Genomic DNA, 14974 nt, shown 5'->3' with positions numbered 1-14974 from the left:
ATTATGGTGTCTCAGCTCTACTATTTGCTGCGATCGCGCGCCGACGGCAGCTACCTAGTGGCCCGCCCCCACGGTCGTGGTAACCCTGATCAGCCTCTTCCTACGGGGTTTCTGCTGGTGTTTACCGCAGACTACGATGCCCTCAGCTATCTCAACGCCCATGCCCCCGAGCTGAGCGACAAATTTGCGATCGAAACCATTACCGCCTCTAGCCTCAAGCCCTTGATCAACCGCTGGGATTTTCAGGGTTTGGGCATGGTTAACGACCCTCGCCTGCCCCAAGTTGAGTTCTTTAACCGTAGCTAAACAGATTCCCGGGCAGGCTGAATAGCTCAATATCTAATCGTCAAGCCATGGCCGATAGAACCCAATATCTGTTGACATTAGTACAGCGCAGCGTCAGACCCTATATCGCGAATCCAAAAACAAAAGCGGTTATGGTTACAGGCTCAGTGGCAGAAGGGCGATGCGATGAGTATTCAGACTGCGACGTGATGCTGTACTACGATGAGCTCCCTACTGAGGATGAGCTGACTCTGGCGCGGCAGCAAAATCGAGGCGCAGAATTAGTCGAGTTGTTGGGCGATCGCCAATCGGGTGCGTTTGGTGAAACCTTTCGGGTGCAGGGGATTGAATGCCAGTTTGCCCATACTGCGATCGCCCAGTGGGAAGCAGAAATGGCCACTGCACTGGAAAAGTTTGAGATTCAACCCGGCATCATGAAAATGCTGCACGGCACCTTGATCGGCATGCCGCTCTACGGAGAAGCCCTCATTCGGCAGTGGCAAGTTGACATCGCTAAGTATCCTGACCAACTCGCCCAGGCTATGGTAGAGCACTATCTCAAGTTCTTTGCCCTTTGGGGCATGCAGCCAAAGCTGGCTCGGCGCGATGCCACCCTCTGGTACTACCAAATCTGGTTGAGTCTGCCCAAAATATTCTTGGTGTGCTGTCGGGCTTGAATCGTCTGTACTTCTCAACGTTTCAATTCAAGTGCATGGGTACTTTGATCGAGCAAATGAAGATTGCCCCTCAAAATCTTGCGCTACGGCTGGAAGATTTGTTTCACCAAGAGGCATCGATCGCAGCTCTTCACCTGGAGGCCTTGGTACAAGAAACCGTAGCGCTAGTTGAAACCCACATGCCCCAAGTCAATACCGCTTTTGCCAAGCGGCAGCTAGGGTGGAGACAGCAGCCGTGGCAAATTGTGTCAGCCGATCAGTAACTTAGGGATGGCAGCTCCTCTAATCGTCAGCTCTTGCTGGAGCGAGTAAAAAGCCTGAAATAGATTCCCTGACTCAACTCTTTGATCGGAAATAATAGGTAGGTCAGTGGGTTGATGGTGACGATGATGTTGCGTACGTTGCGTTTGGCCAACGCTACCACCGCCCAAGCTACCCAGTCGGCAGACATCACCCCAATTGGGTTGAGGTTGCTCTTGAACGGCCCCAGAATCACCTTGCGCACTACGCAGGGGGCATCGAGCCGTCGCAGACTCACCAAATCGCCCATCAGCCGCTTAGACAATTCGTACAGCGGGCTAAAGGCTGGGTTTACCTCGGCTTCGGAGGTGTTGACCCAGACTTCCTTAGTAGCCCGCTGGGGCGAAGTCTCCACCGTGCTGAAGAAGACCTCCATCAGACGCCAGCCAGAGAGGGCGTTGGCCTCCAGGGAGGTTTGAATGGCCTCTGGGGTGCGATCGCCATGCACATTCAGCCCGTGGTTCAAAATTAGAATATCCACCTTCTTGAGCGCATCGCGCAGGTCGGCTTCAGCCCCAGATTGCCACTGCCAGCAGGGAATGCCCTCCTCAAAGGTGGCGTCGGCAGAGGTCGTGAGGGCAATGGGCCGGGCTTTCTGGCGAACGAGTTCGTTGAGCAGAGCGCGGCCCATCGTACCCGACGCGCCGGTAACCGCCACAGTTTTGCCCTTGAGAGAAACAGCGGTGCCCATCAGCTTGTCCAGTCCGGTAAAGTAGCCGGCGAAGTAGGCGTTGGTGTCGTCAAAATGGTGCCGCCAGTGATAGGTGCGGTTGACTCGCCAGTTGCCGGGAATCGTAGTGAGTTCGCCGGGTTCGTGGGTGATGTCGGTGGTGAGCAGCCAGCCCTGGGAGCGGGCGATCGCTGCTGTCAAAAACCCTAGCCCGTACACTGACCCCAGCCACAGCCCAGCGATGCCAGTAGAAATCGCTAGACCCGCCAGCGCGCCAACCATGACAATGGCTTCGGGAGTGTCGTTATAGAGCTGAGCTTGGCGATAGAGGTCGGGGCTAACAGGGCTAAAATCTTTTTTATAGGCCCGATGGTGCCAGTTGTGGAGGCGCATTAGGGGCGGCCAGTAGTGGCTGACCACATGATAAATATCGCGCACCGCCTCTGCTATTAGGATCGCGATCGCGCCCCACAATCCCTGCCAAACAACCGTTTCAAGCGGCATATAAAATTCCACACCACATCGAGCAATTCACATTCTGACACGACTTGCTGCGGGGTGCAGGTCTCGCAACAATAGCAAAGCCCAGAGGCGACCCTCCAGGCTTTGCTATGGCTCAAGATTTAATCAAACAGCTAAGCCGCCGGTTCTGCGGCTGTAGAAGGAGCACCCACTGGGCGCGACACCTCAATACCGTTCTCTTCTAGCACCACCACCGGATCGCTACCGCGCATGTCAATGCGCTTAACCAGCACCTGACCATTAGAAACTCGCTGACCTGCTTTGACATACTGGCTACCAGCTGAGGTTTGTACCACAGCAAAATTTTCGTTGCCGATGGTCATCACACCAGTCACCAGCACGGCTTCCGCTAGGGCAGGCTTCGGGAGTTGGGGTAGAGGTGCCAATGGCGGCGGGGTTGTGGGTCGTCCAGCACCAGCGTTGCCCGCTGCGGCCCCTGCCCCACCCGACGTCCTGCCAGCAGCGCCAGCAGTGCCAGTGCCACCAGCCCTAGCCGCACCAGCACCACCAGCTCCAGCAGCGCCACCAGCCCTAGCCACAGCGGACCCAGCGGCACCACCACCAGCACCTGCCCCGCCACCACCCGCAGTGGTACCAGCCGTAGCTGTGCCAGGGGCCGTGCCGCCTCCTGGAGGCGGCGGTGGGGCAATTACCCGGGGCGGCGGTGGTGGAATGGGCACTATGGCGAAGGGATCGGTACGGCTGTTGTTAATTTGCTGAAGGCGCTCGTTGGGGTCTGTAGACTGAATCAAATCGGCCCGAGCAATGGGAGAGAACTGAGGTGCAATGGGCACCAAAGGCTCAGCAAATTCTTCGGTGGCCACCTGCTCCTCAGGTACTGGTATCGACTCCACCGGCACTTCTTCAGCGGGAATGCCCTCTTCGGCGGGGACCCCGGCCTGCTGGGCTCGCTGGGCAAGAAAACTGCCCAAGAAGGGAATGGACGCCAACATCGACAGCAGCCCACCTAGGAATATCAAGAGGCTGTTTCGAGCCCACTTGCGACCGCGAAACTTAGCCCAAAAGACTAACAGGGGGATGATAAGAATCGACAGTAAACCCCAGACAGGGCTGACCTTAAACGCGTCTACAATACCAATAATGCTGCCTACAAAAGCCAGCAAAACGCCGAGAAAAAATAAGACTAAAAACGCGATCGCCCCCATGGCTGAGCCTCCTTGCTTCCTGAGCCGATGTTCCTAAACGATAGCTCAATTCCGAGGATGCAGAGCGTTTTAGGCGGTTTCATCTTCGTTAGACACCATTAGCACCTGCAAGTGCTTCAGCCCTTGCTTCACCCGGCGCGACACGGTAACGGCGCTAATCCCCATGCGTTCGGCCGTTTCTTTTTGGGTGAGGTCGTAGAGAAAGACAAATTCCAGCACTTCGCGGGTGCGATGCTCAAGCTGGTGCAGGGCCTGCTGGAGGCGAAGCTGATCTTCCTGGGCCAGCTGAAAGCTTTTGTATTTGAGGTCGGGCAGCAGGTCGCCTAGACAGCCTGATTCTTCATCTTGCACTGGGGCGTCGAGGCTCAGCAGCGATCGGTTGCGATTGGCCAGCTTGACCTCTTGCCACTCGGCTGTAGAGATATCGAGGGCCGCAGAAATTTCGGCATCGTTGGGTAGCCGGCCCAGATCTGTTTGCAGCTGGCGAATGACACGGGCCGACTGGCTTTGCAACGCCTGCCACCGTCGCGGAATGCGCATGGAGGTGCTTTTGTCGCGCAGGTAGTGCTGAATTTCGCCGCGAATGTAAGGAATCGCAAAGGAACTAAAGGCATAGCCCTTGCCCATGTCGAAGCGCTCGATGGCGCGGATCAGCCCCAGGCTACCCACCTGCATGAGATCGTCAAAGGTTTCGTTAGATTGTTGCAGCCAGCGGTAGGCCTCACGCCGTACTAACCCAATGTTGAGCTGCACCAGCTGATTGCGCAAATTGAGATCGGGATTGCTTTGATAGAGCCGCAGCAGTTCTAGAGTGCTGCCTTTAGCTTGAAATCGGGAAGTAGCGACCATGGCGATCTCAGGAAGTGGTGAATCCAGTTGGGTAAACCGAGAACTATGCCGCCTGACGGTGGGCCTTAAACGGTAACAAAGGTAGCTGGGGGATCGGCGGCAAAGAAAACCTTGCTACCCTCGCCCATCTGCTCTCTGTCAACGACAAGGCAGTGCATCACAGGATCGTGTGCTCGTGATATAAGCCTAAGGGCCGACGGAAGCAACCACAATGGCGTAACTACGGATACCTATGGACTCGCCTCATCAGTATAAGAGCTGGCGATTCTGTTCTAAAGTCTTCCTGCTCAGCCCCTTCTTGCCGAGGCCTGAGAGGGTTGATTCGGGGGCTCAATCTCAAAATTTGTGAATCGCTAAGCCTCGCACCCCAATGGGTTTGGCCTTGTTTACATAATTTCTACGGCTCTGTAAACTTTTGGCGAAGTCTGCCAATTCTTACGGAGGCGGTTGGGCAAGCCAGGATCTTGATCGAAATTAAGTCTTTGAATTGTGCTTGGGTGACTAGAAAAAAGACCCGTATTTTCCCTGGGGTGGGTTTAGAACTGTTACATCAGTTCGCAGGTAATGCCTAGGGTCGGTTCGGTGCAAGGATGCTTTTCTCACCCCACATTCATCCAGGTCGAAGAGGCGATGCCAGAATGGGGTTTAGGCTGGCGATCGCCAGTTTGTAATCCTAGGGCTCACTACGATGGTTTTCTTTCAGTCTCGCCCCGGCTGGCAGCTGCCAGCGTCTCGTGTGACTGCCGAGGGGGTGTTTTGGCAGCGGCGACGGTTTATGAAGTCACTGATTGGGGCCGGAGTAGGGTTAGCGGCTGCTTCAGTGGGGGCCTGCCAGCGATCGCCGGAGATGGATGCAGACCTGGCGAATACCCTAGGAGATCCCCTCAGCGGGGCAATGCTCAACGATGCTTTTGCCAATGCTGGACGAGAGCCGACGCCACAAATGTACGCCAGCCGCTACAACAATTTCTACGAGTTTGGCGGCAGCAAAGATATCTGGGCGAGCGCTCAAGCCTTGCCGACTGACCCCTGGAGCCTAGAGGTGACAGGGTTAGTCAAAAACCCTCAGACCTTTAGCTTAGATGACTTAACCCAACGCTTTGCCCTAGAGGAGCGCATCTACCGGTTTCGCTGTGTAGAGGCCTGGGCGATGGTGGTGCCCTGGATTGGTTTCCCCATGCGAGCGCTAATGGCGGCGGTGGAGCCCACCCCAGCGGCTAAGTACGTCCGGTTTACCTCCTTCTATGACTCGGCGGTGTGCCCAGGCCCTAGCCTGGGCTTTGCCCGCGACCTGCCCTGGCCCTACACCGAGGGGCTAACTGTAGAGGAAATGGCCAATGACCTGGCCTTTTTGGCGGTGGGCGTGTACGGGCGCACCCTGCCTAAGCAGCACGGTGCCCCAATTCGCATGGTGGTGCCCTGGAAGTATGGATTTAAGGGGGCCAAATCGATTGTCAAAGTCGAGTTTGTGGCCGAACAGCCCGCCACTTACTGGAATACGCTAGCCCCCAATGAGTATAAGTTTGAGGCCAATGTAGAGCCCGATGTGCCCCATCCCCGCTGGTCGCAGGCTAAAGAACGATTAATCGGAAAATCTACGGCAATGTTTACCTGGGAACAGCAGCCCACGGTGATTTACAACGGCTATGGGGAGTATGTGGCAGAGCTGTATGGATAAGGGGGTTAGGCGGCGATCGCCGCCCGAATCACCTCTTGATCCAGATCCTTACCAATCACTACCAGTCGGGTTTGGCGAGGCTCACTGGGTTGCCAGGCCCGGTCAAAGAAGGAGTCAAACCGCTGACCAACGCCATGGACTACCAGGCGCATGGCTTTGTTGGGAACATCAACGAAGCCTTTGATGCGGTAGATTTCGTGGGTGGCAGCCAGGGTTTCTAACCGCTTGACCAGAGCCTTTGGTTCAAAACTTTGATCGAGCACGATGGGAATAGCGACGATGTCGTCGTCGTGGTCGTGATCATGCTCGTGGTCGTGGTGGCTAGGGCGGCTGTCGAGGTTGTCTTCGACGGCGGCGTTAAAGCCCAGCAGTAGGTCGGTGCTGATGGGGCTGCTACCCTCTCCGCCGGCCAGGCCCAGCACTTTGACGGAGTGGGGCAGCTGCTGGGTAAGCCAGGTCTCGATGCGGGTGCGATCGCCCTCACTCACCTTATCCACCTTAGTGAGCAGCACCAAATCGGCGCAGTTGAGCTGGTCTTCAAACAGTTCTTCGAGGGGCGTTTCGTGGTCAAGGCTATCGTCGGCTTGGCGTTGGGCCTCTAAAGCAGGCAGGTCACCTACCAGGTCACCTGCCGCGAGGGCTTCGCAGTCCACCAAGGTAATCACGCTGTCAACCGTGGCGGCGGTGCGAATTTCGGGCCAGCGAAAGGCTTGCACCAGGGGCTTGGGCAGGGCGAGGCCAGAGGTTTCGATTACAATGCAGTCGATCTGGTCGCGGCGGGTCATGAGCTGCTGCATTGTCGGCAAAAACTCTTCCTGCACGGTGCAGCAGAGGCAGCCGTTAGTGAGTTCGAGAATGTTGGTTTCTGGGGCGATCACCTCCCCATCTTCGTCACACACCTGGCAACTGCGCAGCAGATCGCCGTCAATGCCGACTTCGCCAAACTCGTTGACTAGCACGGCAATGCGCCGACCCTCAGGGTTTTGCAGTAGCTGGCGAATCAGTGTAGTTTTGCCTGCTCCGAGAAAGCCGGTAATGATGGTAACTGGAATTTTATGCATAGCCACGCCAGAGATTCGCCGACCATCAACCTATCACGGCGACAGCCGCAGAGAGGACACAACTTCTATCGTGGCTCAGCGCTGGAGTCGATTATTCGGTATCCCCCACCTGCGCCTGGTCAACCTCCCCAAAGATGGCGCTGGGGTGGCAGTAATACTTAAACTCTAGCAAGTTAAAGAATGGGTCCTGCAAAAAGAAGGTGCGATGCTCCAGCGTTGTGCCCGGAAAGCGGTGCTTTTCGTCCTGGTAGAACGTGAGCTGATGATCTTTGGCGCGATGTAGCAATGTTTCCCAGTCGGGCTCAGCCATGAAGACCAGGCCAAAGTGGCGCGGATAAATGCCTTTTTGCGGGGCTAGCTCGGTTGTGGTGTGAGCCACTAACTGATGGCCATACAGGTTGAGAATGAGCGAGTTAGGCGTTTCTCTCCCTGGTTTGCAGCCAAGGCCATCCACGTAAAATTTTTTTGTGGTAGGAATATCGACCACGGGAAAGGCCAGGTGAAACAAGACAACAGAATCCATACCGGGAAGGGCGAAGGGGGCGAAGATGAAGCGGCGATTCGCGAAGCGTATAGCCTGCGGCATTCTAGAAACGGGCACCGACTCGGAACGAGTATCCGTCCCGGAATCGTGATCGGCAAACCTAGGCCACTAACTTGTGATCAACGGCGTTGAGCAGGGTCTTGAGGGCGGTGTCTTCGGCCTGGCTGATCTGCTGGTCGAGCAGGGCAATGTGGATGGCTTTAGACAGCACAAAGGCCGCTACATCGGGCTCTAGTTGCTCGGCCAAAAGCTCTACGGGCATGGGCACCTTGAGAGCGCTTTGAATGCCCGCCAACATCGATTCCTCCATGCCTAAAGCCACTAGCCTTGGCCGCAGGCTAGCCCATTCTTCAAGGGGGTCTTGGCCGCTGGCGTGGAGAATGGAGGCTAGCAGCCGCTGCACCTTGCTCTGCTGGGCAGAGGACATGTCCGTGTAGGTAAGGGTGTCTTCTTCAGATGTAACGGTTTGGTCTTGGTTCAGGTTATCGAGAATTTGCTGCCACTCGGCCTCGGTACACTGTTCGGGTTTGCCTACGCAGAGCGACACTTGAATGCGATCGCCAGTCGTGTGCAACTGAGTCACCTCCGCGTGAATGCCCAGGTAGCCCAACCACTGCGACACCATGCCCACCAGTTTGTTGCTGACCGACTGAGCCTGGGTGAGCATTTGCACCTGGGTACGCACCAGGGGGCGAACAAGCTGTACAAGCATGGGCGCTGCCTCAAAACTGGGTGATCACAAGTCGCCTTGATCTTACACAACCCGTCAAGTCAGGGTGGTAGTGCAGTATGCCGTTGGGCTGCCGCTGGGTTAGGGAAATTGGGGGTTAACCGTTAACTGACGGGGCCAAGGCGATCGAGGGGCCAAAACCTGAACCGGGCGCGGCCAATGATGTTTTGCTGCGGGAGCCCGCCCCACACGTGGGAGTCATTGCTGTCGTTGCGGTTGTCGCCCATAACAAACACCTGCCCTGGTGGGACGGTGACGGGCTCTAGGGTGTAGGCCGGGGCTTCGAGGGGATAGCTCTCTTGCAGCGGTTCGCCGTCAACGATCACCTGTCCTTGGCGAACGGCGATGGTTTGGCCAGGTTCGCCAATCACTCGTTTGATGAAGGCCTGACGAGTCTCGTACCCCAGGCGAGCTAGCTGCGGCGGTGGCGCAAACACCACGATATCGCCTCGGTGAGGAGCCTGCCAGCGGTAGCTAATTTTGTCGACCAGTAGGCGATCGCCGATGTGCAGCGTCGGATCCATGGAGTTGGAGGGAATATAGCGAGGTTCAGCAATCAGCACTCGCACGGTGAGGGCGATCGCTAGGGCGATCGCCAGCACTCGAATGTTGCTCCACTGCCCTGCCCACAGCGATCGCCAACGAGCCCAAGCTGAAACCTCCGCTGGCGGTGTCTCCTCAGCGGGGGGATTGGGTGGAGCAGGTTGCGGCAGCTTAGGGTCCATCAGCTTATCGTTGTCGAGGTATGGGCAGCGATTCTCTTCCACCTTACAGGCCTAGGGGCGTTGCCCCTGAGCTCAAGGCTGAAATCGAAATTCTACAACTGCGCCAGTGTTTTCATTGAATTGCTCATAGCTGGTGATACCCCGTATGGTGATCTGGTCGGTGATGCGATAGCGCACGCTAAACACGGCGGGAGTAACATTCGTAAATACCTTTTGCACCGACACCGAGATACTGGGAGAAAAGTTATAGCCAATCTCGCCGCCAATGTCGAGGGCACCTGCCTGCTGCCCCGGTGGCGAGGCCGAAAACAGGCGTAGCTCGGTGCGATCTAGCCCTGACCCCAGCAGATTTTGCAGGTTGTTGAGCAGGGCCGACCCCGCAAAAGCTAGCAGACCTTGGAACCCATCGCCGCCGCCTGACACGCTGCCCAAGGTGGATTCAAGCGCCGCCAGGAGGCCACCGCTGAGCAAGGCTACAATCTCACCCTCGGAGCGAGGTGGGGTACTAGATAGCTCTACCCCCTGCAAATTCACTACGCGGCTAACACGGCCGTTGACGCTGGCGCGAATGCGCACGGTCTGCACCCCGGCCTGGGTGATACCCAGCTGGTCGATGCGAGATACGCTAATTTCGTTACGGGGGAAGGGGGTGGCTACAGCCAGGGCATTGCCAGCCGCAGCGCTATCGGGCACTGCCGCCGATAGGTTGGCCACCAAGTAGGGGTCGATGGTTTCGTCGAGATCGCTGAACTCAGCATAGTTTTGATCGCCTGTGAGACGAAACTCGGTGGTCAGTAGGTTAATGCGGCCCGAAGGTAGATTAATGCGACCATCGGGTCTGATGTTGGGGACAGTACCCATCAGGTCTAGCGTACCTTCGGCCCTCACATCCACAATGCCAGGGACAGCCAACCGCACATTCTCAGCCAGCACCAGCTTAAAGTCTTCTAGCACTGGCGGAATCGGGTCAAAGATTCTGGGCTCTGAGGTCGAGGCAAAGCCAGTTGCGGTGCCCTCCCCTAAGCTGGTATCGGGCAAGGTAAGCAGCCCGTTGGATAGCTTCACTTCGCCATAGACCAGGGGCGGCAGCAAAAAGACGCTGCCGTCGACAACAACGTTGCCATCGACGCGACCCCGATAGGTGCCGGCTGGGTTACGCAGGTCAAGGGCAATGTTGTCGAGGGTAACGCGGAAAGGGTTGTCACCTTGTGGGGAAGTGCCACCATCCTCTAGGGGCGTGCGGGTGTCAAATAACCCAGGGGCTAAGTCTTGCACTGAGGGCAGCAGCTTGAGGTTGCCACCGGCCGTTACCTTGCCGTTGCTAAAGTCGCCCTCTAAGTTTTGGAAGGCGAGCACTAAACCGTTGGTGTAGACAGAGTTGCCGCGGATGGTGTCAGGGCCTTCGAGCACGTCGATACGGCCCTGAATATTGGTGAGGGGCTCGGTTAGACTGCGGGAGCTGATGGTGACACCCTCAAGGTTGGCATTGCCGGTCACATTGAGGGTGGTCAGGGCCTCCTGAATGGGCTGGTTGACGGGCCAGCGCCCTTGAACGGCTAGGTCGAGGCTGGCTGGGCCTGACTCCCAGGTGATGGCGCGGGTGAACAGATTGACCAGGGCAAAGCCCTCATCGCGCACTCTAAGGGAAACGTCAACCGTATCGGTTTCGGGCTGTTGCTGTAGGCCGGGCAGAGGCAGAGGCACACTGGCCACCAGCCGCAGCGGGTCGACTTGTTCGTCAATGGCGACCCGGCTGATCAGGTTGAGGCGGGCGTTTTCGTACCGAAAGTTGGCGGTGGCCAAATCGATGGCGTTGCGGTTGATGGTGGCTTCGTTGACCGCCAGCTGGCCGCGTACCTGGGGGGCAGCCAGGGTGCCGGTGAGGGTGGCCCCCAGGTTGACCAACCCGTCGAGGTTGTCGGGGAGGCGCAAGGGCTGGCGCAGCGCGTTGATGGGCACATTACTCACCTCCAGACGCAGCGTGCGGGCTACGGGGTCGTCGGGGCGCAGGCTAAAGTCGCCGTTGAGAGTGGCCAGCGCTACACCCTGCTGGGTGGTGTCGGAAAAATCGGTGAAGTTAGAGCGCAGGCTGACCGGCTCGAGACGAATGACGCTGTCCTGGTAGCTGCCCTTGGCAATAACTTCGTCGATGCGGTAGGTGGCACCGTTGCTGCCGTCGGCGTTGCCCCAGACCCAGTCCGCTCCGGCCAGGTCGAAAGTGATGTTGAGGCTGTCGGGCACGGTGCCGTTGGCGGTCACTTTGCCTGAGAAGTTGCCAACAAATTCATCGAGGGGAGGCAGGGTAGCGGTTTCGCCCTGGTCTGCCAGCATATCTTCGAGCTCTTGCACTTCGGCTAGACGGCGGAGCTGATCGAGCAGGCTGGCGTTGCGATCGCCCACGGGCTGCACCTCCTCCAGCGAAGCCAAATCGGCTGGAGTGGCGGGGCGAAACCACTCGGGGGGTCGAAGCGGGTTAAAGCGAAAATCGGCCTGCTCAAAAATCAGCAGGGTTTGGAGAACGTCTTGAATTTGGCCATTGTGAACCACAAGTTCACCGTTGATCTGGGGCTGGTCGCCCAGGGTATAGGTGCCGCTAGCCAGGTAGCGGCTAAGCCCAGAGGCTGACTCCAGCACGACCCCAGCTAGACTGATGACGTTGTTGGTGTAGGTAACGCTGCCCCGCAGCCGACCATAGCGAGTCGACTCGGTCGGGCGCTCGGGGGCAGTGGGGTCAATGGCGACGGTGGTGATTTCGTTGGGCAGTCTGAGGTAGCCAATGCTGGGGTCTTGCACGTCGAAGGTGGCCCGCAGGGTGGGCTGCCGCAGGTTGGCGACAATTTCGGCCCGGCTGATTAGACCACTCACAGTGCCAATGCCGTTGATGCCAGCCTGGGGCAAGCGGAGGTCGCCCAGGGGCAAATTTTCGACGGTGGCGTAGAGCTCGTCACCCCGGGTGTAGCCCTCGGCCAGGGCCTCGCCGCTGCGGATCTCAAAGGCTAGGTCGCGGTCGCCTCCAGCGCTGGCTACATAGACGCGATCGCCACCGCCTGTTAGATCAACCGCCAGTGCGCCGCCCTGGTTGTAGGTGACAGGGCCGCTGAGGGGAGAGGCAAAGGCCAGATCGCCCGCCTGTAGCCCCACCAGAGAGGCGTCGCCGCTAAAGGCCAGCGCGCCGGGACGACCGCGCAACCGTCCGTTAAAGAAGGCGTTGCCTGTCAGGGGAATCACCTGGCGCACGGGCAGTGCCGCCAGGCTGAAGTTATCTGCGTTGAGGTTGAGATCGAGGTTGGCGATCGCAGGTGCTCCAGGGCCACTAAGCTGCGGGGTGATAAACCCGTTGGCCTGGATCCCTCTGGTGCTGGCCTGCTGCACAAGCACCGTCTGGCCGTTCCAGACCAGGTCGGCGGTAAGGGGGCCGCGCATCTGGGCGAGCTGAGGTGATCGGGAGGCAGCGGTAGCCAGTCCATCCGAAAGCACGAGCTGCCCCTGCCCCCGCGCTCCGGCCAAGGTGAGGTTGTCAGTCCTGCCCGTAAAGCGAAAGTTGCCCCCAGCGGTGCCCTGGAGATCGGGAGCAAAGGCCGCCATTTGCAGCTCGCGCCCTTGGACATTGGCGCTCCACTGGCCACCCGCCAGGCTCACGTCGGTGAGCACGGTGCCGCCGCCAGCCAGAGCGATCGCGCCATTGCCCTGGCCCCGAATACCCGCCAGGCCAGGATTGTCTAGGGTGCCTGAAAGCTGAGCAGTGCCGCTAGCCACCCCGTCAACCCCGACCCCCAAGCGACCGAGCTGTACCCCCTGGCCCCGGAGGTCAGCGTTCCACTGACCATTGGCGAGCAGGCCATCGCCCGCTATAGTGCCCCCAGCCACCTGCACAAAGGTATCGGTAAAGCGCACCTGGTTGCCCACCAGGCGGAGATTGCCCTGGGCTGGGTAGTCGCCCACGGGGGCGCGCCAGCTGGCCGTGCCGACGAGCTGGTTGACGGGACCAGCGATATCAGCGTCAAAAAATACTGGCCCTAAGGCTACCCGGTCAGACAGCCCGTAGGCCTGGCCGATGGTGTCGGCGGGAATGCGATCGCCCGTTAGTGCCAGCACCAGCCGCCCCGGTTCGCCAAAGGTAAAAACGCCGCTGCCGGTCAGAGCACCGCCCCCGACTGGCACTGCCAGGAGTTGATCAATCGCTAGGTTGGGCGATCGCAGGGTGCCTGTGACCCTGACTTCACTGAAAGCTATTCGATCAACGATGATTTGATCTTGGGAGATCAGCTCGGTAGTTAGCACCGGCTTGCCTAAGGGCCCAGTCATGGTAACGTCGGCCCCAAAGACGCCACTGGCCTCTACCGGCAAACTTCTGTCCAGCAGTTCAGAGGCCTGGGCTACGGTAAATGGGTTGACCTGGCCTCTGAGGTTGTAGCCCTCATCTAAGTTGAGGCTGCCCCCAGCGCGGGCGGTTAGGTCGCCCATGCTGGTGGTGACATTCTCAAATTTAAAGGTGCGGCCCCGAAAGCGTACGTCGCCCTGAACATTTTGTAGGGGCTCGGGCAGAATGGGGTGAACTACGCTGCCCTCCTCTACCCGGGCTGTACCGACGATGTTGGTGGGGATGCCAACACCGCTTTCAATATCGACCTGCCCACTGACCACGCCAGTGGGAAATTGCACCGGCAGAGGCTCCTCCAAAAAGGAGTCGACCAAGGGCATGACGTCGGTGGTTCGGGCCTTTTGGGTGCGTAAATTAATATTGGCTTGCAGGCCAGGGCCAGGTACCTCGGTCGGATCAACCGGAGAATCGGCGCTTTCGCTGGGGGTTTCTTTGGGCGGCGGCAGTAGCACCGACCCGGTGAGATCCAAGTCGCCTCCCTGGGTGGATTCGCCGCTGAGGTTTAGGTCGAGCTGCCGAGTTTCAAGGGGTGAATTAGGATCCCCTGGTACCTCAATGAACGTTTCGTTGAAGTCTAGCTGGCCCTGCAAGTTTTCGATCGCCACCCGCACCGGCTCAACATCACCCTGTACGTAGGGCACCATAGTCAGCTGAGAATCTTTGACGTAGAGCTGGTCGAGATTCACATTGATGAAGGGATCGCGCTCCGGATCGCGATCGGATAGTTCTAGATCCAGATCAAACCATTCGCGTTCGGCATTCTGCTCTAGGTACAGCTCTCCCTTCTCAAAAGTCACAGTGAGGGGCAGTTCCCGCCGCCACAAATCCCATATCTTGAACTGCACCTCTACCGCTGCCAGCGATAGGCTATCTGGATCTGTCGGTGTTGGTGGAATTTTAGATGGCCCCAGCCGCACCCCCGATAAACCCACCCGTTCTACCGGCCCTAGCTCTACCGGGCGTTCCAGGGCTTCCGACAGCTCCCTGGCCAGCAAGGGCACAAGGTTATTGCGGCTCCATAGCCAGCCCCCCAGCGCTGCTGCACCTCCCAACACCAGCAGCGTGCCCAGCAACAGGCCCGCTGTCAGCCAACGGCCGCTGCCGCTCGACTCCGGCTCTTGAGAAGATTCCGGTTCCTGAGAAGACTCCGGCTCTTGAGATTCCGGTTCCTGAGAAGGCTCTGGTTCTTGAGAAGGGGTCATACCCGTTTACGCCACCGCAGAACACCCAACAATAGTAATGAACTCCCCGCTTTCTGCCTACCACTTCCAACGAACTTAATGGTCGGCGCTGTCTGTAGCGAAATTGCTGGGTCCGATCGCGAGGAAACTTGAATCGTTCAGCTTCAGTCACTCAACTGAGAGCCTCAAACCGTAGACGACCACT

12 protein-coding genes are annotated in these 14974 nt (G+C 58.2%); 4 read left to right on the top strand and 8 right to left on the bottom strand.

Annotated features, from left to right (window positions below; all coding sequences use genetic code 11):
• The first annotated feature begins 3 nt into the window (after nt 1–3).
• The 3 genes from H6F57_RS04915 to H6F57_RS27120 all read left to right on the top strand — a co-directional run bounded on the left by H6F57_RS04915 (nt 4) and on the right by H6F57_RS27120 (nt 1225).
• A complete protein-coding gene (locus H6F57_RS04915; protein ID WP_190628027.1) occupies nt 4–306 on the top strand; it encodes a hypothetical protein in 303 nt (100 codons plus the stop codon).
• 131 nt (nt 307–437) lie between these two features.
• Nucleotides 438–962, top strand: a complete 525-nt coding sequence (locus tag H6F57_RS27125; protein ID WP_199289747.1) for a hypothetical protein — start codon at nt 438–440, stop codon at nt 960–962.
• A 35-nt stretch (nt 963–997) separates the two neighbouring features.
• Nucleotides 998–1225 (top strand): hypothetical protein, encoded by a 228-nt coding sequence (locus H6F57_RS27120; protein ID WP_199289748.1) that lies wholly within the window; start codon nt 998–1000, stop codon nt 1223–1225.
• A gap of 26 nt (nt 1226–1251) precedes the next feature.
• Here H6F57_RS27120 and H6F57_RS04905 read toward each other — a convergent pair whose 3' ends face one another.
• The 3 genes from H6F57_RS04905 to H6F57_RS04895 all read right to left on the bottom strand — a co-directional run bounded on the left by H6F57_RS04905 (nt 1252) and on the right by H6F57_RS04895 (nt 4469).
• The gene (locus H6F57_RS04905; protein ID WP_190628029.1) at nt 1252–2436 is read right to left on the bottom strand and encodes a bifunctional sterol desaturase/short chain dehydrogenase; all 1185 of its coding nucleotides are present in this window, start codon (nt 2434–2436) and stop codon (nt 1252–1254) included.
• A gap of 131 nt (nt 2437–2567) precedes the next feature.
• Entirely contained in the window at nt 2568–3620 is a 1053-nt protein-coding gene (locus H6F57_RS04900; RefSeq protein ID WP_190628031.1) for a hypothetical protein, read from the bottom strand.
• 69 nt (nt 3621–3689) lie between these two features.
• Complete coding sequence (locus H6F57_RS04895; RefSeq protein ID WP_190628033.1) at nt 3690–4469, bottom strand: RNA polymerase sigma factor SigF; 780 nt, start codon at nt 4467–4469, stop codon at nt 3690–3692.
• 688 nt (nt 4470–5157) lie between these two features.
• Between H6F57_RS04895 and msrP the strand changes: the two genes are divergently transcribed.
• On the top strand, nt 5158–6147 hold the full coding sequence (gene msrP, locus H6F57_RS04890) for a protein-methionine-sulfoxide reductase catalytic subunit MsrP (RefSeq protein ID WP_190628036.1): 990 nt from the start codon (nt 5158–5160) through the stop codon (nt 6145–6147).
• A gap of 5 nt (nt 6148–6152) precedes the next feature.
• Here the strand turns inward: msrP and cobW are convergent, their stop codons facing one another.
• The 5 genes from cobW to H6F57_RS04865 all read right to left on the bottom strand — a co-directional run bounded on the left by cobW (nt 6153) and on the right by H6F57_RS04865 (nt 14790).
• Nucleotides 6153–7208 (bottom strand): cobalamin biosynthesis protein CobW, encoded by a 1056-nt coding sequence (gene cobW / locus H6F57_RS04885; protein ID WP_190628038.1) that lies wholly within the window; start codon nt 7206–7208, stop codon nt 6153–6155.
• Nucleotides 7209–7299: 91 nt separating this feature from the next.
• Nucleotides 7300–7731, bottom strand: coding sequence for a VOC family protein (locus H6F57_RS04880; RefSeq protein WP_190628040.1), 432 nt, complete (start codon nt 7729–7731; stop codon nt 7300–7302).
• Nucleotides 7732–7852: 121 nt separating this feature from the next.
• Nucleotides 7853–8464, bottom strand: coding sequence for a hypothetical protein (locus H6F57_RS04875; protein ID WP_190628041.1), 612 nt, complete (start codon nt 8462–8464; stop codon nt 7853–7855).
• A 122-nt stretch (nt 8465–8586) separates the two neighbouring features.
• A complete protein-coding gene (gene lepB / locus H6F57_RS04870; RefSeq protein WP_190628136.1) occupies nt 8587–9207 on the bottom strand; it encodes a signal peptidase I in 621 nt (206 codons plus the stop codon).
• A gap of 72 nt (nt 9208–9279) precedes the next feature.
• Nucleotides 9280–14790, bottom strand: coding sequence for a translocation/assembly module TamB domain-containing protein (locus H6F57_RS04865; RefSeq protein WP_190628043.1), 5511 nt, complete (start codon nt 14788–14790; stop codon nt 9280–9282).
• Nucleotides 14791–14974: the final 184 nt, after the last annotated feature.

The sequence above is a fragment of the Leptolyngbya sp. FACHB-60 genome (assembly GCF_014695775.1).
In the GTDB taxonomy this organism is placed as follows: domain Bacteria; phylum Cyanobacteriota; class Cyanobacteriia; order Phormidesmidales; family Phormidesmidaceae; genus Nodosilinea.
This window is presented reverse-complemented; position numbering and strand designations above follow the sequence as displayed.